Raw genomic sequence first — 20,132 nt, 5'->3', positions numbered from 1 at the left:
TGATCGAAGTGCCATGCGACGAGGATCCGGCATCCGCCGCCCTCGCGATGATCTTGCTCAATTCTCGGGGATTACTGCCCAGTTGTGGATAACTCCGACACCCACAAGAGTAGTGAGCGCGCTCACCGATCCGAGACAACTGCCCCCAGCAGCCCAGGCCCCGTATGCGCCCCGATCACCGCGCCGACCTCACTGACATGCAGATCTGCCAGGCCCGGAACCCGCGCCCGCAGCCGGTCCGCGAGAGCCGAGGCCCGCTCGGGGGCGGCCAGATGATGGACGGCGATGTCGACCTGGGTGCCGCCCGCGCGCTCGGCCACGATCTCCTCCAGCCGGGCGATCGCTTTGGACGCCGTCCGAACCTTCTCCAGGAAGTCGATGCGGCCGTCGTCCAGTTGCAACAGCGGCTTCACCGCGAGCGCGGAGCCCAGCAGCGCCTGCGCGGCCCCGATCCGGCCGCCGCGGCGCAGATAGTCGAGTGTGTCGACGTAGAAGTACGCGGAGGTGCCCCCGGCACGCTTCTCCGCGGCCGTGACCGCCTCGTCGATCGTGCCGCCGGCCTCCGCGGACTGGGCCGCGGCCAACGCGCAGAACCCGAGGGCCATCGCGACCATCCCGGTGTCCACCACGCGCACCGGTACCGGAGCCTCCCGCGCCGCGAGCACCGCGGCGTCGTACGTGCCCGAGAACTCGGACGACAGATGGAGGGAGACGATGCCGCTCGCGCCGGACTCGGCGACTCTTCGGTAGGTCGCGACGAAGTCCTCGGGGCTGGGCCGGGACGTCGTGACGGGGCGCCGTTTCTGCAGCGCCAAGGCCAGGGAGCGGGCCGAGATCTCGGTGCCCTCTTCGAGCGCCTGGTCACCGAGGACCACCGTCAGGGGTACCGCTGTGATGCCGTGGCGCTCCATCGTCCGCGGCGGCAGGTAGGCCGTTGAATCGGTGACGATCGCGACATGGCGGGACATGAGCTGGAGGTTACCTGTCGGGGCGGCCGATCGGCAGCCCGGCTCCTCCTGCCTGCGGCTGGAGCCGCCGGATCAAGTCGTGCTCTCGGGGCGGGGCTTCTTCTGCCAGGGGTAGGTCGGGCGAGTGCCCGGCGGGGTGATGGCGGGGCGCGTCGGCTCCTCGGTCGTACGGGACTCCGCGCTGTCCGGCCAGGTCTGCCCGTCGGAAGCGGCCGCGTCCGCTGCGGGTGCCTCGGGCCAGGAAGCCGCAGGCTTCGGCTCCGTCGTCCAGTGCCGCAGCGCGCCGGCCTCCACGTCTATCTGCGCGCTCAGCGCGTCCAGCTCGTCGTCCGCGAAGCGGTGGGCCCGGTCGCGCGCGGCCCAGCGCAGCGCGTCCGCCGACTGTGTGATCCGCTCGGTGCGCTCGCGCAGTCCGGGCAGCCGCGAGACGAGCGCGCCCCGGTCAGGCTCGGTCTCCAGGCGCTTGAGCTCGTCGTCCAGTTCGTGCCCGTGCACGCTGAGCCGCTCGAAGAGGCCCAGGGACTCCTTCAGGGACTCGTCCTCCGCCACGCCCGCGTGCAGCGCGTCCTGCGTGGCCCGCATCGACGTGCGCAGCTGCAGGCGGAGCTGGGCGATCTCACCCAGCGGGCCCGGCTGGGCGAGGGTCTTGGCGCGCAGTGTGGTGTCCTCGACCGTGCGGCGGGCCTGCGAGATCGTGCGGTCCACACCGCGCTTGGCGGCGCCGACCACCTTCACCGTGGCATACACGCCCAGCACCACGAACAGCAGGAAGAGCAGGGCGATTACTGTGATCACGGCTTCCACCAGGCTCCTCCTCACACCGGCCGCGACAGCTGTCGCCGCGCTCTTCAACGGTAAACGCAACGGGCAGGTCCGGAGTTCCAGAAGAACCCCGAACCTGCCCGTAGGGGACTACCCGGAGGCGGGGCCCCAGCGCTTACGCCGGAACGATGTTCACCAGCTTCGGCGCCCGAACGATCACTTTGCGGATCCCGGCACCGTCCAGCGCGGCCACGACCCTCTCGTCGGCCAGCGCCACCTTCTCCAGCTCCTCGTCGGAGATGGACGGCGGCACCTCCAGGCGCGCCTTGACCTTGCCCTTGATCTGCACGACGCAGGTCACGGCCTCGTCCACGACGTACGCCGGGTCGGCCACGGGGAAGTCCTGGTGGACAACCGTGTCGGTGTGGCCCAGCTTGCGCCACAGCTCCTCGGCGATGTGCGGGGCCAGCGGCGCGACCAGCCGCACCAGGGCCTCGGCGACGCTGCGCGACACCGGGCCGCCCGCCTTGGTCAGGTGGTTGTTCAGCTCGGTGACCTTGGCGATGGCGGTGTTGAACCGCATGCCCTCCAGGTCCTGCCGTACGCCGTCGATGGCCTTGTGCAGGGCGCGCAGCGTCTCCTCGTCCGGCTCGGCGTCGACGACGGTGACCTCACCGGTCGCCTCGTCGACGACGTTGCGCCACAGCCGCTGCAGCAGCCGGAACTGGCCCACCACCGCGCGCGTGTCCCACGGCCGGGACACGTCCAGGGGGCCCATCGCCATCTCGTACAGGCGCAGCGTGTCGGCCCCGTACTCGGCGGCGATCTCGTCCGGAGTGACCGCGTTCTTCAGGGACTTGCCCATCTTGCCCAGCAGCCGGGAGACCTTCTCGCCCTGGTAGTAGTACGCGCCGTCGCGCTCCTCCACCTCGGCGGCGGGCATCGCGATGCCACGGCTGTCGCGGTACACGTAGGCCTGGATCATGCCCTGGTTGAACAGCTTGTGGAACGGCTCGGCCGAGGAGATGTGGCCCAGGTCGAACAGGACCTTCGACCAGAAGCGCGCGTACAGCAGGTGCAGTACGGCGTGCTCGGCGCCGCCGACGTACAGGTCGACGCCGCCGTGCGGCCGGCCCTCGCGCGGGCCCATCCAGTACTGCTCGATGGCCGGGTCGACCAGCTTCTGGTCGTTGTGCGGGTCCAGGTAGCGCAGCTCGTACCAGCAGGAGCCGGCCCAGTTGGGCATGGTGTTGGTCTCACGGCGGTACTTCTTCGGACCGTCGCCCAGGTCCAGGGTGACGTTGACCCACTCCTCGTTGCGCGACAGCGGCGTCTCGGGCTGGGTGTCGGCGTCGTCCGGGTCGAAGGTGCGCGGCGAGTAGTCCTCGACCTCCGGCAGCTCCAGGGGCAGCATCGACTCGGGCAGGGCGTGGGCGATGCCGTCCTCGTCGTAGACGATCGGGAAGGGCTCGCCCCAGTAGCGCTGACGGCTGAACAGCCAGTCGCGCAGCCGGAAGTTGACGGTGCCCTCGCCGATGCCCTTGCGGGCCAGCCACTCGGTGATGCGGGCCTTGGCGTCGGCGACGCCCAGGCCGTCCAGCGAGATGTCGTCGTTGGAGGAGTTGATGATCTTCGCGTCGTACGACGCGAAGGCGTTCTCCCACGTCGACGTGTCGGTGCCGCGGCCGTCGGTCGGCTCGACGATGCAGTGGACCGGCAGTTCGAAGGCGCGCGCGAACTCGAAGTCGCGCTGGTCGCCCGCCGGGACGGCCATGATCGCGCCGGTGCCGTAGCCCATCAGGACGTAGTCGGCGATGAAGACGGGGACCTGCTCGCCGTTGACCGGGTTGGTCGCGTACGCGCCGATGAAGACGCCGGTCTTGTCCTTGGCCTCGGCCTGCCGCTCGACGTCGGACTTCGAGGCGGCCTGCGCGCGGTAGGCGGCGACGGCCTCGGCCGGGGTCGCGTGGCCGCCGGTCCACACCTCGTGGGTGCCCTCGGGCCAGGCGGCCGGGGTGAACTTCTCGACCAGCGGGTGCTCGGGGGCCAGCACCATGTAGGTCGCGCCGAACAGGGTGTCCGGGCGCGTGGTGAAGACCGTGATGCGCTCGCCGTCGATCGGGAAGTCGACGCGGGCGCCTTCGGAGCGGCCGATCCAGTTGCGCTGCTGCAGCTTGATGGCGTCGGGCCAGTCCAGCCCGTCCAGGTCGTCCAGCAGCCGGTCGGCGTAGGCGGTGATGCGCATGTTCCACTGGCGCAGGTTGGCCTTGAAGACGGGGAAGTTGCCGCGCTCGGAACGGCCGTCGGCGGTGACTTCCTCGTTGGCCAGTACGGTGCCCAGTCCGGGGGCCCAGTTGACGGGCGCGTCGGAGGCGTACGCCAGGCGGTACTCGCTCAGGACGTCGGCGCGCTCGGCGGCGCTCAGCTCGTTCCACGCGCGCGTGGTGCCGTCGGCGGCCGCTACGGCGCGGTCACCGCTCTCGAACTGGGCGACCAGCTCGGAGATCGGGCGGGCCTTGTCGGCCTCGTCGTCGTACCAGGAGTTGAAGATCTGCAGGAAGATCCACTGGGTCCACTTGTAGTACTCCGGGTCGGTCGTGGCGAACGACCGGCGCTTGTCGTGGCCCAGGCCCAGCGCGCGCAGCTGGGCCTTCATGTTCTCGATGTTGGTCTCGGTGGACACGCGCGGGTGCGTGCCCGTCTGCACGGCGTACTGCTCGGCGGGCAGGCCGAAGGCGTCGAAGCCCAGGGTGTGCAGGACGTTGTGGCCGGTCATCCGCTGGAAGCGGGCGAACGCATCGGTGGCGATGTAGCCCAGGGGGTGACCGACGTGCAGGCCCGCACCAGAGGGGTACGGGAACATGTCCATGATGAACTTCTTGGGCTTGGCCGCCAGCTCGGGGTCACCGGCCAGGTCACCACTGGGGTTCGGCGCCTCGTACGTGCCCTCCGCGTCCCAGAAGTCCTGCCAGCGTGCCTCGATCTCAGCGGCCAGGGCGGCCGTGTAGCGGTGCGGCGCGGCCACCTCGGAGGCGGCAGCGGTATTCGTCTCGCTCATGATCCTCAAAGCTCCATCGATCGTCTCTGCCAGCGGCTTAGAAATGAAAAATCCCCTCGCACAGGAGGGGACGCCGCGCCGATTCCGACCACGATTCGTCAGTGGCCGGGACTGATCAGCGCGGCTCGCTAAGCAGAAGGCGTACGGCACGCATGGCGCCAGGGTACCGCAGCCCCCGAGCGCGCCGCGACGAGCTTCCGGGACCGTTCGACACCCCGTGCCACCGTCCCGAGCACCGCGAAACGCTGAACAACATTCAAAGGTTACTTCGCGTAACGGACTCTAAGGGGCAACACAAAGAACTTGTTGTCCTTTGATAACAACGCAATAACTCAAACCTCCTACCCATCGGTATGGCTGGACTTAGAGTGCCGCTTCGGGACCGCTTCCCCGAACCCTTGGGAGTACCCCCCCCCATGACCCCTCGTCGCACCAACAGTTCGCTCCCCCGTCCGGGTCGCTCGACCTACGGGGCGCTGACGGCTGCCACCCTGGTGCTCATACCCCTGGTCGTGCTGGTCGGAGGCGACGACCTGCGCGAGTTCCTCAACTTCGGCGTCGGCGTGCTGTCGCTGGTCGCCCTCACCTGCTCCGTGGTCTGGGGCCTCGTCGCCACCGACCGGCTGTTCCTCAACACGCGTCAGCGGCTGGTCGCCCAGGCCGTGCACAGAACGACCGCGGTCTCCTCAGTCGCCTTCCTCCTGCTGCACATCACGGTCAAGCTGGCCCTCGACCACACCACGCTGGTCGCCGCGCTCATCCCCTTCGGGCTCGGCGTCACCGGCACGAACGGGCTCATCGGCCTCGGCTCCCTGGCCGGCCTGCTCATGATCTTCACGGCCGTCACCGGCGCACTGCGCAGCGCCTTCGCGTCCCCCGCGCCGGTCGCGGCACGCTGGCGCGCCATGCACATGCTGGCGTATCCGGCCTGGTGCTCGGCCCTGGTGCACGGCCTGTACGCGGGGCGCCCCGCGAGGACGTACGTCACCGTCCTCTACATCCTCTGCCTGGTCGCGGTGATCGGCGCCCTGGCACTGCGGTCGGCCTCCGGCCCCTTCAAGCGCAAGGTCGCCGACCGGATCCTGGGGGTCATCGGGGAGAACAACAGCCCCGGCGCCCGCGCCCGCGAGGAACTGGAGGCATCCCGTGCCGCCGCGGCGGAATCCCCGCTGCCGGGCTACGCCGGGCGCGCGGCCAAGCAGTCCCGCGGAGACACGTTCGTGCCCCCGCAGCGCGCCCAGTCGCCGTACGAGGCCGCACCGGATCCGGCCACCACGGGCGGACTGTCCGGCTTCGCGGCCGCCTACAGGGCCGTGTCGGGGGGCGCGACCGGCGGCGACGGCCGTGGACCGGCCCCGACCGAGCGCCTTCAGATGCCTCGGGACATGCAGCCCACCGAGACATTCCCGCGCGTCGACAGCGGCAGCACGTCGGGCAGCTGGCCCATCCCCTCCCCGCCACCCGTGGGCGAGGCACCCCAGTCGGCGTACGACCCCCTCAACGACACGGGTTACAACATCCCCGTCTACGACAATTCGACCGCCCCCGCGTACGGCACGAGTGACGTGTACGACACCGGTGAAACGAACCCCGCCTATGGCACGTACAACACCAACGACACGTACGACAGCGGTCCCACGACTGAAGTACGGCCGGGCGCCTTCGACGCTCCTGGCTCCGGTGAACCATGGAACGCCCCTTCCGGAGGCTTTTAAGTGAACGAGGCCCTGCCCGACGTCCCGGAAGTCCGCGTGGTCGGACTTCCGCAGCTCACGTCGGGCTTCGACCTGGTTGAACGGCTTGATCTCCCGATGCACCTCAAGGTGCACGGACCGCTCGAACCGATGGGCGGCGAACAGCTTGCGAGCCTCGCCGAAGCGATCTCCCTGAAGGGCCGCGGCGGCGCGGGCTTCCCCTTCGCCAAAAAGCTGCGCTCGGTCGCCGAGACGGCCATCAAGAAGGGCATCCGCCCCGTTGTCGTCGTGAACGGTAGCGAGGACGAACCCGCCTGCCGCAAGGACACGGTGCTCATCAACCGCGCCCCGCACCTCATCCTGGACGGCGCCCTGCTGGCCGCGGAGGCCATGGGCGCGCGCACCCTGGTCGTCGGCGTGACCCGCGAATCCACCCAGCGGTCCATGGAGGCCGCGCTGGCCGAGCGCGGCCTGAGCAACCGGCGTGGATCGGCCGTCCGCGCGCGCGTGCAGCGCAATCCCGTGCGCATGGTCACGGGAGCGGCCGCTTCGCTGATCCGCTCCATCGACGGCGGCCCGGCCATCCCGCCCGGCCGCAAGATCAGCGCGTCGCAGAGCGGCGTCGGCGGCGCGCCCACCCTGCTGTCCAACGCCGAGACGTTCGCCCAGCTGGCCATCGCCGCCCGCATGGGCCCCGACCGCTACCGCAACACCGGCCTGTACGACGAGCCGGGCACCGTCATGCTCACCGTCTCCGGCGCGGTCGCCCGCCCCATGGTGATCGAGGTCCCGACCGGTGTGCCGCTGCGCTACGTGCTCCAGCTGGCCGGCGCCCCGCCCTCGCCGCAGGGCGTGCTGACCGGCGGGTACCACGGCAAGTGGCTGGACGCGGCGACGGTCGACGAGGCGATCGTCTCGCGTAACTCCCTGGACGCGGTGGGCGGTGCGCTCGGCGCGGGCGCGGTCCTGCCGATCAGCCAGCAGACCTGCCCGCTGGGCGAGTCGCTGCGCGTGGCGCAATGGCTGGCCGAGGAGAGCGCGGGACAGTGCGGGCCCTGCTACCTCGGTCTGCCCGCCGCGGCGCGCGGCCTGGAGGACATCCTCAACGGCGGCGGCCCGGCCGCCCTGGAGGCCGTGAAGCAGGTCGCCAAGGCGGTGAAGCGGCGCGGCGCCTGCTCGCACCCGGACGGCTCGGCCATGTTCATCGAGTCGACCATCAAGGCATTCACGGACGACCTGGCCGCGCACGTCCTCGGAAACGGCTGCGGAAGGCCCGTGGAGGGCGTTCTGCCGCTCTTCGAGGGTGGCCAGGTCCCTACGGGCGTCCCGGGCGGCCAGGGGCAGCAGGAGACCGGTCCCAGCCGTCAGAAGATCTACGTCGACTGGACGCTGTGCCGCGGGCACGGGCTGTGCGCGGACATCCTTCCGGAGGTCTTCGAGCTGGGCGCCGACGGCTTCCCGACCGTCGCGCAGGCACAGGTGCCCCGGTACGCGGAGGCGAAGGCCATGCGCGCCGTGCGCCGCTGCCCGGCACTCGCGCTGCGCATCGAGGAGGACACCCGCTCCTCCGCCCCGGCGCGCAACAACTTGCCGGTCCTGTCCCAGGGGCGCGGCCGCCGCGCGCTCGGCAGCGGACGCTGAACACGAAGAAGCGGGCCACCCTGATCGGGTGGCCCGCCTTCAACGTCTGTGGAGCTAAGGAGAATTGAACTCCTGACCTCCTGCATGCCATGCAGGCGCTCTACCAACTGAGCTATAGCCCCTTGCGGCCACGCGGTGGAGCCGCGTTTTCGACCGTGTCGCCCGGTTTCCCCCGGCGGCGACGCCAACATTACACGGTCCCCCGGGTGCACCACCAAATCGTTTCCCTTCTGTACGGATTCGCTGGCTAGTGTCGGCTTTCGTGACCGTGACCGCGCTCCCCCGTGCCCGCCGTCGTGCGCCCGTTGCCCTGGGGGTGTGCCTACTGTCCTTCGCGGTTTTCTGGTGCGCGCAGCGGGCGGCACACGTCTCGATGATCGACCTGATGGTGTACCGCGCGCAGGGCGAGACGGTCCGCGCGGGCGGCGACCTCTACGCGTTGCGCGCGACCGAGGCCCATCTGCCCACCACCTACCCGCCGTTCGCGGCGCTGCTGTTCACGCCTCTGACGCTGCTGGACACGGCGAGCATGCGCACCGTGGCGACGGCCGGAAACCTGGCCCTTCTTGTGGCGTTCGTGGCGCTCTCGCTGCGGCTCGCCGGCCACGCGCGCGTGGAGTGCGTCTGGTGGGTCTCGGCGGCCGCCGTGTGGTGCGAACCGGTATGGACGACGCTGCGGTACGGCCAGATCAATCTGCTGCTGGCCGTGCTGGCGCTGTGGGACCTGTCGCGGCGGCCCGGTCACCGCTGGGCCGGGGTGGGCATCGGGATCGCGGCGGCAATCAAGCTGACACCCGCGCTGTTCGCGGTGTTCCTGCTGGTCACCGGTGTCGTGGCGCACACAAGACGGGGTTCCGGGGGGCCGTGGCTGCGGCACGCGGGCGGGGCCGCCGCCGCGTTCACCGGGGCGACGCTGCTGGCGGCGGCCGTTCTGCCGCACGACTCCTGGCGCTTTTGGACCCGCATGGTCTTCGCGGCGGGCCGGGTCGGGCTCGTCGAGAACACCGCGAACCAGTCGCTGCGCGGCGTCCTGGCCCGGCTGCTGCACACCACGGAGCCCGGAGCCCCATGGGTCGCGGCGGCGGCCCTGGCGGGCACCGCGGGCCTCGCGGCCGCCGTGGCCGCCGAACTGCGCGGGGAGCGGGCCTGGGCGACGGTCGCCTGCGCGGTGACGGCGCTGCTGGTGAGTCCTGTGTCGTGGTCGCACCACTGGGTGTGGTGCGTACCGATGGTGCTGGTCCTCGCGGCGGTGAACCGGACGGCCGCGCTCTGTGCGGCCGTGGTCTTCTGCGCCTACGCACTGTGGTGGGTGCCGCACGGGCCGGGCAGGTTCGAACTGCACCAGAACGGCCTCGAGTTGACGTTGTCGGCCCTCTACGTAGGAACCGGTTTCGCCTTCCTCGCCCTCGCCGGGGTCAGGCTGTGGCGAACGTATAGAAGCGTTTGAGCGTGCAGTGCTCCTCGAGGAGCCGACCGTAGATCGGCTCGCCCTCCAGCTCGCGGTACGTCTCGATCGGGTCGCCTTTTATGATCAGCGCCCGCGCGCATTCCTCGCACCAGTACTGGTAGTCGTGGTTGACCGGCTCCATGTCGCGGACGATCGGCGTACCACTGCCGCACCAATCGCACTTCCGCCTATGTGCACCCATCGATCAGCTCCAGCTGTGGCCGCAGGCCGTGCACACGGAGGAGATCCCGCCGTTGTCACCGAGGACCTGGGCGACGTGGACCGATCCGCAGGAAGGGCAGTCGAGACGAGTGGCTTTTCTCCGCTTCGGTGCCACTGCGAGGAGATCGTCGACCTCCTCGAGGATGCTCGCAGGCATCGCTTCTCCCTCCCGTCGGGCCGCGCCCCCTTCCGGCCGTTTGATTCTGCCACGGCTGGAGCAATACGGTCAGCGACGCCTTCGTACCAGTCCGGACACGGCGCCCGGCGTGGCCGTCGCGGCCAGCGCATACGTGCACGCGAGGGCGCGTCCGCAGAGGTATACGCCCCGGGAGCCCCAAGTGACTCAAGCCGGTTCAGGAATCCTCGCCACCAACTGCGCGTGCCGCGCCGTGTTCTTCACGCCCCGGACCCTCAACACAAGGGTGTGCAACGCTCTGTGGACGCTCATCGCCGTCGCCTGCGCGCGGCGCGACTGCGGGATCTGCGGCCCACGACGGCAACCCACCACAACGAAAAATCCCGCTCCCTGACGGGAACGGGATCCTTGACCATTGATCTCTGACGACTCGAAAGAGAGTCAATCTGTGGAGCTAAGGAGAATTGAACTCCTGACCTCCTGCATGCCATGCAGGCGCTCTACCAACTGAGCTATAGCCCCTTGCGTTCTTCCCGCCCTGCGAGCTGAACAAGAAGAACTTTAGCCTGCGACCAGCCAGAAAGTGAAATCCGGTCCCGACGGGCCCAAGGGACCGGACAGGGAGCCGCTCAGTCGTCGTCGCCGAGCACCGGCTCCGGCAGCGTGCCGGCGTTGTGCTCCAGGAGTCGCCAGCCGCGGGCGCCCTCTCCGAGGACGGACCAGCAGCAGTTGGAGAGGCCGCCGAGGCTCTCCCAGTGCTGGGACTCCAGGCCGAGGAGACGGCCGATGGTGGTGCGGATCGTGCCGCCGTGGCTGACGACCACGAGGGTGCCGTCCTCGGGGAGTTTGTCGGCATGCCGCACGACGATGGGGGCGGCGCGGTCGGCTACCTCGGTCTCCAGCTCGCCACCACCGCGGCGCACCGGCTCACCGCGCTTCCAGGCGGAGTACTCGTCGCCGTACCGGGCGATGATCTCCTCGTGCGTCAGCCCCTGCCAGACGCCCGCGTACGTCTCGCGCAGGCCCTCGTCGTGGGTGACGTTGAGGCCGGTGAGGGCGGACAGCTCGGCGGCCGTGGCGGAGGCACGCTTGAGGTCCGAGGCGACGATCGCGTCGGGCTTCAGCGAGGCGAGCAGCCGGGCGGCGCGGCGGGCCTGGCCGACGCCCGTCTGGGTCAGCTCGATGTCCGTGGAGCCCTGGAAGCGGCGCTCCAGGTTCCAGGCGGTCTGGCCGTGCCGCCAGAGGATGACGCGGCGGCCCCGGCCCGGCATCTTCCCGGCCTCGACGCTCACCGCAGCTCCCTCAGGTCCGCGGCGTCCTCCTCGGCCTGGAGCTTGGCATGCTCGGCGGCCTTGCCGCGGGTCGCCTTGGCGTCGGCGGGCAGGTCCATCTCCGGGCAGTCCTTCCACAGCCGCTCCAGGGCGTAGAAGACACGCTCCTCGCTGTGCTGCACGTGCACCACGATGTCGACGTAGTCCAGCAGCACCCAGCGGGCCTCACGGTCGCCCTCGCGGCGCACCGGCTTGGCGCCGAGCTCCTTGTTCAGCCGCTCCTCGACCTCGTCGACGATCGACTTGACCTGGCGGTCGCTGGGCGCGGACGCCAGCAGGAAGGCGTCGGTGATGGAGAGCACGTCACTGACGTCGTAGGCGATGATGTCGTGCGCGAGCTTGTCGGCGGCCGCCTGTGCGGCGGTCTTGATGAGCTCGATGGAGCGGTCCGTGGCGGTCACTACGCGGCTTTCCGTCGGCGGTCAGTAATGACTCAAGGGTCTCACGGACCGCCGAGGACACCCCACGCGTTTCTCCGGCCCCGGCCTCCGGCGCCCCGGGACGGGCCGTCGGCCACCAGGGGTGGGCCGCCCGTCCCCGCCCAGCGCGGGCCGCCCGTCGCCCGGGGCGGGCCCTCGACCGCCCCGGGACGTGGCGTCGGTCACCCCGTCGAGCCGCTGGTCACCTCGTAGTCCTGGCCGAGGACCACGGACACGTCCGCATTGGAGGTGACCTTGCCCTTCTCGACGGAGTCGGTGGACAGGCCCAGGGTCTTGGCGACCTCGGTGGCGTCGTTCTTCTTGGCGGGGTCGGAGTAGGTGATCCGGGACACACTCTGGGCGCCGGTGGCCGTACCGGAGTCGAGGAAGGTGTAGCCACCGTTGACCAGGACGACACGGGCCTGCTCGGTGGCGGCCTTGTCGCCCGTCGCGTTGTTGATGCCGACGCGGACGGCGGCATCGGCGTCGGGGCTCTTCGCGGTGCCGCCGAGCACGTCCTTGACCACGCTGTCGGAGGCGCTCGCGCTCAGGGTGCCGTCCTGCTGCACGGGCAGCAGCGCGGTCTTGTAATCGCCGCCCTTGGCGAGGTCGGCGAGCTTGGCGAGGAAGGCGCCGAGGTCCTGGTCGGTCAGCGGTGGGTCGAGGATCTGCGCCAGAGTCTGCACGGTGACGGTCGCGGCCTGCTTGTCGGAGGACAGCTTGCGCAGCACGCCCTGCATGACCTGTCCGAACCGCTCCAACTGCGCGTTCTGGGCCTCGCCCGGGGCCCGGTAGGTGGCGTAGGCGACGGCCATCTTGCCGCTGAGGGTCTGGTTCTCGCCCTTCTTCACGAGGGGCGACTCGCCCTTCTTCTTCGCTTCGGGGTCGGGCACATCGGCGTTGGTGGTGATGTCGACGTTGCCGACAAGCTCGACGAGGTTGCTGAGGTAGGGGGTGTCGAGGCGCCAGGTGCCCTGAATGCTGGTCCCGAGCACCGTGTCGATCGCGTCCTGGGTGCCGGAGGAGCCGTCGTCCTCGACGGACTTGGCGAGGGTGGTCGTCGAGCCGTTGTCGTCCGTCAGGGCAAGGGAGTTGGGCAGCAGGACGGTGGTGCCCTGCTTGGTGGTGGTGTTGTCGACGAGCAGCGCCGTGGAGGTGCCGCCGCCCTTCGTGTTGTGCAGGTGGACGACGAGCACGTCGCGGTTCTGGGCGCCGACGGCGGCCGTCGTACCGGACTTGCTGTCCGAGGACGCGCCGGGCAGCTTGCCCGCGTACCAGAGGTAGCCGACGCCGCCGACCGCGACCAGGGCGAGCACCACGACCAGGGCGACGACCCGGCTGCGCGCGCGGCGCTTGGCCTCCTCGCGCCGTTCGGTGCGGTTCTCGGTGAACTGCAGCCAGTCGATGACGTCTTCGGGGTCGGCTTCCTGCTCCTCGACGAAGGCGAACTGCTCGGTGCGGTAGTCCCGGTCGGCCCGCTGCTCGCCGTTCTCGGCGGGGGGCCCGGCCTGCTGCGGGATGTAGGCGGTCTGCTCGGCGACGCGGGGCTGCTGACCGGTCTGCGCGACGCGGGGCTGCCGCCCCGTACGCGCGGCGCCGGCCGGGCCCGCACTCTGCCCATAGGGGTCGTACGCCGGCGAGCTCGTCCCGGCGGCTCCGGGCGCGCCGGTGCCGTACGGGTCGTAGGCGTCGTACGGGGGGACCGGCGGCTGCTGACCGGTGTCATAGGACGACACAGGTCGCTGCTGACCGGTGTCATACGCTGACACAGGCGGCTGTCGGCCCATGTCGTACGGCTGGGCGGGCTGCTGCTGACCGGTCGCGTACGGGTCGTAGCCGTACCCCTGCGGCTGGGCGCCGTAGGGGTCGTAACCCTGGGGAGGCGGCTGCTGCACCTGTCGGTACACAGGCTGTCCGAACTCGTCGTAGCCGACGAGTTCGTACGGGTCGCCGCCCGTGTATCCGTCGTATCGGTCGTTCACCGGTGCCCCTCTCGGCTCAGTCGCCGCGGTACAGCTCTCGCTTGTCGATGTAGCGCACCACACCGTCCGGCACCAGATACCAGACGGGCTCTCCCTTGGCGACTCTCGCACGGCAGTCTGTGGACGAGATGGCGAGCGCGGGAACTTCGACGAGTGAGACGCCGCCCTCGGGAAGTCCTGGGTCGGTCAGGGTGTGGCCGGGCCGGGTGACCCCGATGAAGTGCGCGAGGGAGAACAGCTCTTCCGTGTACCGCCAGGTCAGGATCTGGCCGAGCGCGTCGGCGCCCGTGATGAAGAAGAGGTCGGTGTCGGGGTTGAGCGCCTTCAGGTCGCGCAGGGTGTCCGTGGTGTAGGTCGGGCCGCCGCGGTCGATGTCGATGCGGCTCACCGAGAACTGGGGGTTCTCGGCGGTCGCGATGACCGTCATCAGATAGCGGTCCTCGGCCGGGGAGACCTTGCGGTCGCTCTTCTGCCACGGCTGCCCGGTCGGCACGAAGACCACCTCGTCGAGGTGGAACTGCGCGGCGACCTCACTGGCCGCCACGAGGTGCCCGTGGTGGATCGGGTCGAATGTTCCGCCCATGACGCCGAGGCGGCGCTTGCCCGGATTCGAGGGGCCGTTTCCGGGGCCGGTCGTCAGACGCCGCGCCGCGCCACCCTTGGCGGCGTCGGCGGCGTCGTACTCCGTGTCACTCGCCGGACCGGTAGGCATGTCCTGCTCTCCCATGCGTGCAGACACTACCGGCCCGGCCTGCGGGCTCCGGCCGACAGGGGCCCTCAGCGGTCCCGGCAGGGCTCAGCGGTCCCGGTTGAAGCGCGTGGTGATCCACAGCAGCAGAAGCAGGATGACGAGGGCGCCACCGCCGGTCAGGTACGGGCTGAGGCTCTCGTGGTTGCCGCCGTGCTCGCCTTCGGCGGCGACGGTGATCAACTGTGCAGCGGTGCTGTGGAAGCTCATCTCGGCAGGACCTATCCGGTGTGGGCGGGATAAAGATGTCGGCCCATCGTATGCGGGGGCCTCGGCCACGATCACGCCGACTCCGCCGTTGGGGACGCCGCTTGCGGCATGCGCCGTGCCGGACTCCGTTGCCGCATGCGCCGTGCCGGACTCCGTTGCCGCATGCGCCGTGCCGGACTCCGTTGCCGCATGCGCCGCGGCCTCCTCGTCCGGCGCGGGGCTCAGTCGTCCCGCTTGTACCCGCGCAGCAGGAACCAGGCGGTCAGGACCGACCCGACGACCATCACGATCAGCACGACGCGCAGAAGATTGCCCGCGCCCTGCTGCTCTGCCGCGTTCGCGGCCTCGGTGAGCCAGGCGGCTGTGGTGAGGGGCTCCATGGCGTACGACTCTCCTTCGCTGTACTGCCCGTCCACGGTATCTCCGCCTAGGCTGGGCACTGCCTTGGGGGCACAGAGGACACTCAGACGCACATGGGGGAACACATGTCCGACGCCGGCCACGAGCAGAACGGGCACGAGAACGTGCCGAGCAGGCAGCGCAGGCGCTTCGCGGGGATCTCCTCGCGTGCGTACGAACATCCGGCGGACCGCTCGGCCCTGGTGGCCCTGCGCAAGCTCAGCGGCTTCGACACCGTCTTCAAGGCGCTCAGCGGTCTGCTGCCCGAACGGAGCCTGCGGTTGCTGTTCCTGTCCGATTCGGTGCGCGTCTCGGACGCCCAGTTCGCGCACCTCAACGACATGCTGCGGGACGCCTGTTACATCCTGGACCTGGAGAAGGTCCCGCCGATGTACGTCACCCAGGATCCGCAGCCGAACGCGATGTGCATCGGCCTGGACGAGCCGATCATCGTCGTGACGACGGGGCTCGTCGAGCTGCTGGACGAGGAGGAGATGCGGGCCGTCGTGGGGCATGAGGTCGGCCACGCACTGTCCGGGCACTCCGTCTACCGCACGATCCTGCTGTTCCTCACCGCCCTCGCGCTCCGCGTCGCATGGATCCCGCTGGGCAACTTCGCGATCATGGCGATCGTGACCGCGCTGCGCGAGTGGTTCCGCAAGTCGGAGCTGTCCGCGGACCGCGCCGGGCTCCTGGTGGGCCAGGACCTGCGGGCCTCGATGCGCGGCCTGATGAAGATCGCGGGAGGCAACCACCTGCACGAGATGAACGTGGACGCGTTCCTCGCTCAGGCCGAGGAGTACGAGGCCGGGGGCGACCTGCGGGACTCCGTGCTCAAGATCCTCAACGTACTGCCGCGCACCCACCCCTTCACCGCGGTTCGCGCGGCCGAACTGAAGAAGTGGGCCGAGTCGCGCGACTACCAGCGGATCATGGACGGTCACTACCCGCGACGCAGCGAGGACAAGGACACCTCCGTCTCGGACTCCTTCCGGCAGTCGGCGTCCGCCTACGCCAGCGACGTGCGGAGCTCCAAGGACCCGCTGATGAAGCTGGTCAGCGACATCGCGGGCGGTGCGGGAGACCTCGGCGACCGGGTACGGCGCGGCTTCAGCGGCTTCGCGAGCGGCTCGCCCAAGGACGCGCCGCCGCGGGACTCGGACGAGCGCCGGGACGGCGAGAGCCCCAACGGCAACGGCTGATCAGAGCGAGCCCAGGCCCCCAGCCGCAGCACAGGCCGCAGGTCACACCTTCGGCTGTGCGCTCGTCGCCAGCGACCCGCACAGCGCCGTCGCGGACCCGGTGGCGTACGGGTCGCTGCCGGCCGGGCCGCCCGCCTTGGCCGTCTGTCCCGCGAGCAGCGGCCGCAACCGGCCCACCGAGTCCTCGGAGCAGGAGAGCGGTCCGGCCTGGACGTAGGAGACGACCAGCTCGGCCTGGTGCATCCGCAGGTCGTCGCGGTCGAGGCGGAAGTGCAGCTCGCGCCGGAGAGTGAACAGCGAGGCCTCTGCCTTCGCGTCGGAGCCCGTCGGCTTCAGCGCGTACACGAAGGTGTGGTCGGCGACGACCTCAAGGGTGCTCGAGTCGACTTCTGCGGCCTGGAGGGTGCCCTGCACGCGGATCTTCGTGTCGGCGAGTTCGGTGCGGTTCGCGTCGAAGCGGACCAGCCAGCCGGTGGGCGCATGCCGCCCGTCGGCGGTCGGCCGCTTGAAACTCTCGTCGAACTGGTCGAGCTGCCGCGGGTCCAGCAGGATCCGTACGGGCCGGGTGGCGCCGCCGGTGAGTACGTCCGGGTCGAGCGAGGACTCGACGATGTAGTCCTTGGCGGTGGTCAGGGCGGTGACGACCTGGCTGTCGGAGAAGTGCGCGGTGCGCCGGGAGGGGGGCAGCGTGATGCCGTCGGCGCCGATGCGGAACTGGGCGGCCGGGCTGCGCGCATACAGCTCGTCGACGTTCGTGGAGCCGGGCACGGCGGTCTGCGGGGCGAGCGGGATGACCGTCATCCGCAGCGGCTCGGGAGGCTGGGAGACGGGGGTCTGGTACGGGTGCCGTACGCCCATGTAGATCGCGGTGCCGAAGGCTATGGCGATCAGCAGGACGAGGATCAGCGCCTGCGGGGAGAACCCGCGCTGGAGGGCCGGGCGGCGCCGTACGGCCGGGGCGTGGTCGGCGATGCGCTCCTGCGCGGAGAACTCCTGGAGGCGCGCAGCACGGACGAACGACTCGTCGAAGACGACGGATCGGTACTCGTCCTCTCCACCAGCGGGAGCGCCCTCGGGTGTCCCCTCAGGTGGGTCTCCAGGCCCGCCCATACCTTCAGAGTAGGTCTCCCGGAGCCCGGGTAAACGCCCTGGTACACGACAAGTTCTGACAGGTTCTCACCAGGACCGTCAGGGCGTTCGAGGGGCCGACGTCGCGGTGCTCAAGAGGCCGTCGTCACCGCGTTCAACAAGCTGCGGTCACGGTGTCCGAGGCACCGCGGACACCGCCGGCTGGGAGTAGTCGGCCGAAGCGGAGGGGCCGGTACCGGTGACCTTGTCGTGGCCCTTTTCCAGACCCTGTTCGAGGCCCGTCGAGGCGGGCGGCGGGGGCTGGTCCTGGCGGCCCGAGGAGGCCCCTCGGTAGACCGCGGTGAAGGCGAGGGCGACCATGCCGATGCCCATCACGAGGGCGAGGATCCAGGCGACGGGGCGGTGCCAGCGGTTCTGTCTCCCGTAGGCCTTGCCGTACGTTCCCGGTGCGCCGTAGCGGCCTTCCAGGACCTCGGTGTCGTCCAGATCGTCCACATCGGGGTCATGGCCGAAATCGCCGTGGGCGTCGGGCCCGAAACCGTCCTCGTAGCGCTCGTCGTCGCCGCGTGCGCCATGGGCGTGCGTTCGGCGGGCCTCGGCCTCGGAGGCCTCCGCGCGGGCCTGGGCGGCCGCAAGGAGTCTCTCCACCGCGGTCGGCTCATGGATCACCGCCGCCCGTACGAAGTCCTCGTCGAAGACCACGGAGGCGAACTCTTCGTCCGCACCCCCGCGGTCGCGGTCGTCGTCGGGCTCCCAGCCGTCAGGGAACGGCGTGCCCCCCACGTCCTCCGGCACGGATCCAGAGTAGACCTGGGGGGTCAATTTGGGCAGACGGTATGGAAATTCATCCACCCGGCGAGACGCGTCCCACCGCGGCGGCGCGCCGCGGCGGCGCGCCGCGCGCCAAAAGCCCACGCCCCCGGCGTACACCGCCCGATCGCCCGCCCACCCCGTGGCGGCACGCCTCAGCGCCGGATGTGCCCGTCCCCCGTGACGATGTACTTCGTGCTCGTCAGCTCCGGCAGGCCCATCGGCCCCCGCGCGTGCAGCTTCTGCGTGGAGATGCCGATCTCGGCGCCGAAGCCGAACTGGCCGCCGTCGGTGAAGCGGGTCGAGGCGTTGACCGCGACCGTCGTGGAGTCGACCAGCTGGGTGAAGCGGCGGGCGGCCTGCTGCGAGGTGGTGACGATGGCCTCGGTGTGGCCCGAGGTCCACAGCCGGATGTGCTCCACGGCCTTGTCGAGCGAGTCGACGACGGCGGCGGCGATGTCGTACGAGAGGTACTCCTCCTCCCAGTCCTCGGGGGTGGCCTCGACGACGGTGGCCTTGGAGTCCTTGGCGTAGGCGAGGACGCGCTCGTCGGCGTGCACGGTGACCCCGGCGTCCGCGAGGGCGTCCAGGGCGCGCGGCAGGAACTCGGGGGCGATGTCCTGGTGCACGAGGAGCGTCTCGGCGGCGTTGCACACGCTCACGCGCTGGGCCTTGGAGTTGATCAGGATGTCGATCGCCATGTCGAGGTCGGCGTGCGCGTCGACGTACACGTGGCAGTTGCCGGTGCCGGTCTCGATGACCGGAACGGTGGACTCCTGGACGACCGCGCGGATCAGCGAGGCGCCGCCGCGCGGGATGAGGACGTCGACGAGGCCGCGGGCGCGCATCAGCTCGCTGACGGACTCGCGGCCCTCTCCCGGCACGAGCTGGATGGCGTCGGCGGGCAGCCCGGCGCCGCCCACGGCGTCCCGCAGGACCCGTACGAGGGCCGTGTTCGACTCGTACGCGGACGACGAGCCGCGCAGCAGCACCGCGTTCCCGGACTTCAGGCACAGGGCCGCGGCGTCGACCGTCACGTTCGGGCGGGCCTCGTAGATGATCCCGACGACGCCGAGCGGGACGCGGACCTGGCGCAGGTCGATGCCGTTCGGGAGCGTCGAGCCGCGGACGACCTCGCCGACCGGGTCGGGCAGCGCCACGACGTCGCGGACGTCGGAGGCGATCGCGCGCACGCGCTCGGGCGTGAGCGTGAGCCGGTCGATGACGGATTCGCTGGTCCCGGCCTCGCGGGCGCGCGCGATGTCCTTGGCGTTGGCCTCGACGATCTCGCTCGTACGGACCTCCAGCGCGTCCGCGATGGCGAGCAGGGCGTCGTCCTTCTCCGCCCGCGGCAGAGGCGCCAGGTCGTCGGCGGCGGCCTTCGCCCGGTAGGCGGCCTGGGTGACCGGGGACATCGAGTCATACGGCGAGAGCGTGGTCATGAGGGAAGGGTAGTGCGCCGGGCGGGCCGGTCCACCTGCAATCCCATACCGCGAGACGGCCTCAAAAGGGGTGAACTCCGACAGGCGTCGCCGGCAGCGGACCGTAGCCCTCCGCTATCCGCTGGTGGTACGTCTCGCGGTCGATGACCTCCAGGCCGACGATCTCCCAGGGCGGGAGCTTGGCGGTCTGCCGGTGCTCGCCCCACAGGCGCAGCGCGACCGCGGCCGCGTCGTGCAGGTCGCGGGCCTCTTCCCAGTAGCGGATCTCGGCATGGTCGTTGGCGTACCGGCTGGTCAGCAGAAAGGGGTGGTCGTGGGCGAGCTGTTCGAGACCGCGCCTGACCTCCTTCAGCGGGGCCTCCTCGCCCGAGACGCTCAGCGTGACGTGCCACAGCCGTGGCTGCACGACCGGCTCCTCGCCCTCGTACGTGTCACCGGCCGCGACGCTCATCAGGGCCCGCTCCTCGCCCGCCGCACGCAATGGGGATCCCCCCGCTCGAGCGGAGTCGAGCGAGGGAGAGACACCGCCGCGGGACGCCGCCGCCCCAGGGCGCACTCGTCTCACGACGGCC

At 70.4% G+C, this 20,132-nt stretch carries 19 protein-coding genes and 2 tRNA genes; 4 read left to right on the top strand and 17 right to left on the bottom strand.

What is annotated here, in order from left to right:
- Positions 1–122: 122 nt before the first annotated feature.
- The 3 genes from C4B68_RS26940 to leuS all read right to left on the bottom strand — a co-directional run bounded on the left by C4B68_RS26940 (position 123) and on the right by leuS (position 4,788).
- On the bottom strand, positions 123–968 hold the full coding sequence (locus tag C4B68_RS26940) for a DegV family protein (protein ID WP_099499238.1): 846 nt from the start codon (positions 966–968) through the stop codon (positions 123–125).
- Between the two features lie 72 nt (positions 969–1,040).
- Positions 1,041–1,772: a hypothetical protein gene (locus C4B68_RS26935; protein WP_099499239.1), complete on the bottom strand. Its 732-nt coding sequence runs from the start codon at positions 1,770–1,772 to the stop codon at positions 1,041–1,043.
- A gap of 133 nt (positions 1,773–1,905) precedes the next feature.
- Positions 1,906–4,788, bottom strand: coding sequence for a leucine--tRNA ligase (gene leuS, locus C4B68_RS26930; RefSeq protein ID WP_099499240.1), 2,883 nt, complete (start codon positions 4,786–4,788; stop codon positions 1,906–1,908).
- 416 nt (positions 4,789–5,204) lie between these two features.
- Here leuS and C4B68_RS26920 point away from each other — a divergent pair, with 416 nt between their 5' ends.
- On the top strand, positions 5,205–6,503 hold the full coding sequence (locus C4B68_RS26920) for a ferric reductase-like transmembrane domain-containing protein (RefSeq protein ID WP_180289159.1): 1,299 nt from the start codon (positions 5,205–5,207) through the stop codon (positions 6,501–6,503).
- Positions 6,504–8,123, top strand: coding sequence for an NADH-quinone oxidoreductase subunit NuoF family protein (locus tag C4B68_RS26915; RefSeq protein WP_099499241.1), 1,620 nt, complete (start codon positions 6,504–6,506; stop codon positions 8,121–8,123).
- A gap of 49 nt (positions 8,124–8,172) precedes the next feature.
- Here C4B68_RS26915 and C4B68_RS26910 read toward each other — a convergent pair.
- A tRNA-Ala gene (locus C4B68_RS26910) sits at positions 8,173–8,245 on the bottom strand.
- Positions 8,246–8,385: 140 nt separating this feature from the next.
- Between C4B68_RS26910 and C4B68_RS26905 the strand changes: the two genes are divergently transcribed.
- Positions 8,386–9,570 carry a glycosyltransferase 87 family protein gene (locus C4B68_RS26905; RefSeq protein WP_240634486.1) on the top strand — a complete coding sequence of 395 codons (1,185 nt, stop codon included), beginning with the start codon at positions 8,386–8,388 and terminating at the stop codon, positions 9,568–9,570.
- On the opposite strand, the gene C4B68_RS26900 is transcribed toward C4B68_RS26905, so the two are convergent.
- From C4B68_RS26900 to C4B68_RS41430, 9 genes are all read right to left on the bottom strand, one after another.
- Positions 9,539–9,772 (bottom strand): hypothetical protein, encoded by a 234-nt coding sequence (locus C4B68_RS26900; protein ID WP_099499243.1) that lies wholly within the window; start codon positions 9,770–9,772, stop codon positions 9,539–9,541. The genes C4B68_RS26905 and C4B68_RS26900 overlap by 32 nt on opposite strands.
- 3 nt (positions 9,773–9,775) lie before the next feature.
- On the bottom strand, positions 9,776–9,949 hold the full coding sequence (locus C4B68_RS42100; RefSeq protein WP_167459174.1) for a hypothetical protein: 174 nt from the start codon (positions 9,947–9,949) through the stop codon (positions 9,776–9,778).
- A gap of 428 nt (positions 9,950–10,377) precedes the next feature.
- Positions 10,378–10,450: transfer RNA gene (locus C4B68_RS26895), tRNA-Ala, on the bottom strand.
- A 107-nt stretch (positions 10,451–10,557) separates the two neighbouring features.
- A complete protein-coding gene (locus C4B68_RS26890) occupies positions 10,558–11,199 on the bottom strand; it encodes a histidine phosphatase family protein (RefSeq protein ID WP_099499507.1) in 642 nt (213 codons plus the stop codon).
- A 17-nt stretch (positions 11,200–11,216) separates the two neighbouring features.
- A complete protein-coding gene (gene rsfS, locus C4B68_RS26885; protein WP_099499244.1) occupies positions 11,217–11,660 on the bottom strand; it encodes a ribosome silencing factor in 444 nt (147 codons plus the stop codon).
- 200 nt (positions 11,661–11,860) lie between these two features.
- On the bottom strand, positions 11,861–13,660 hold the full coding sequence (locus C4B68_RS26880; protein WP_099499245.1) for an LCP family protein: 1,800 nt from the start codon (positions 13,658–13,660) through the stop codon (positions 11,861–11,863).
- A gap of 16 nt (positions 13,661–13,676) precedes the next feature.
- Positions 13,677–14,387, bottom strand: a complete 711-nt coding sequence (gene nadD / locus C4B68_RS26875) for a nicotinate-nucleotide adenylyltransferase (RefSeq protein ID WP_180289160.1) — start codon at positions 14,385–14,387, stop codon at positions 13,677–13,679.
- Positions 14,388–14,456: 69 nt separating this feature from the next.
- A complete protein-coding gene (locus C4B68_RS42095; RefSeq protein WP_099499246.1) occupies positions 14,457–14,618 on the bottom strand; it encodes a hypothetical protein in 162 nt (53 codons plus the stop codon).
- 221 nt (positions 14,619–14,839) lie between these two features.
- Positions 14,840–15,034, bottom strand: coding sequence for a hypothetical protein (locus tag C4B68_RS41430; RefSeq protein ID WP_107475390.1), 195 nt, complete (start codon positions 15,032–15,034; stop codon positions 14,840–14,842).
- Positions 15,035–15,103: 69 nt separating this feature from the next.
- On the opposite strand from C4B68_RS41430, the gene C4B68_RS26870 reads away from it, so the two are divergent.
- Positions 15,104–16,219, top strand: coding sequence for a M48 family metallopeptidase (locus C4B68_RS26870; RefSeq protein WP_099499510.1), 1,116 nt, complete (start codon positions 15,104–15,106; stop codon positions 16,217–16,219).
- Between the two features lie 42 nt (positions 16,220–16,261).
- Here the strand turns inward: C4B68_RS26870 and C4B68_RS26865 are convergent, their stop codons facing one another.
- From C4B68_RS26865 to C4B68_RS26845, 4 genes are all read right to left on the bottom strand, one after another.
- Positions 16,262–17,329 (bottom strand): SCO2583 family membrane protein, encoded by a 1,068-nt coding sequence (locus C4B68_RS26865; protein ID WP_099499247.1) that lies wholly within the window; start codon positions 17,327–17,329, stop codon positions 16,262–16,264.
- A gap of 147 nt (positions 17,330–17,476) precedes the next feature.
- Complete coding sequence (locus tag C4B68_RS26860; RefSeq protein ID WP_441349327.1) at positions 17,477–18,103, bottom strand: SCO2584 family spore wall biosynthesis protein; 627 nt, start codon at positions 18,101–18,103, stop codon at positions 17,477–17,479.
- A 170-nt stretch (positions 18,104–18,273) separates the two neighbouring features.
- Positions 18,274–19,560: a glutamate-5-semialdehyde dehydrogenase gene (locus C4B68_RS26850; protein WP_099499249.1), complete on the bottom strand. Its 1,287-nt coding sequence runs from the start codon at positions 19,558–19,560 to the stop codon at positions 18,274–18,276.
- A 61-nt stretch (positions 19,561–19,621) separates the two neighbouring features.
- Positions 19,622–20,125 (bottom strand): hypothetical protein, encoded by a 504-nt coding sequence (locus C4B68_RS26845; RefSeq protein ID WP_180289161.1) that lies wholly within the window; start codon positions 20,123–20,125, stop codon positions 19,622–19,624.
- Positions 20,126–20,132: the final 7 nt, after the last annotated feature.

Origin of the sequence: Streptomyces dengpaensis, from assembly GCF_002946835.1 — a bacterium.
Lineage (GTDB): Bacteria > Actinomycetota > Actinomycetes > Streptomycetales > Streptomycetaceae > Streptomyces > Streptomyces dengpaensis.
The sequence above is the reverse complement of the archived record's forward strand: the minus strand, read 5'-3'. Positions and strand labels throughout refer to the sequence as shown.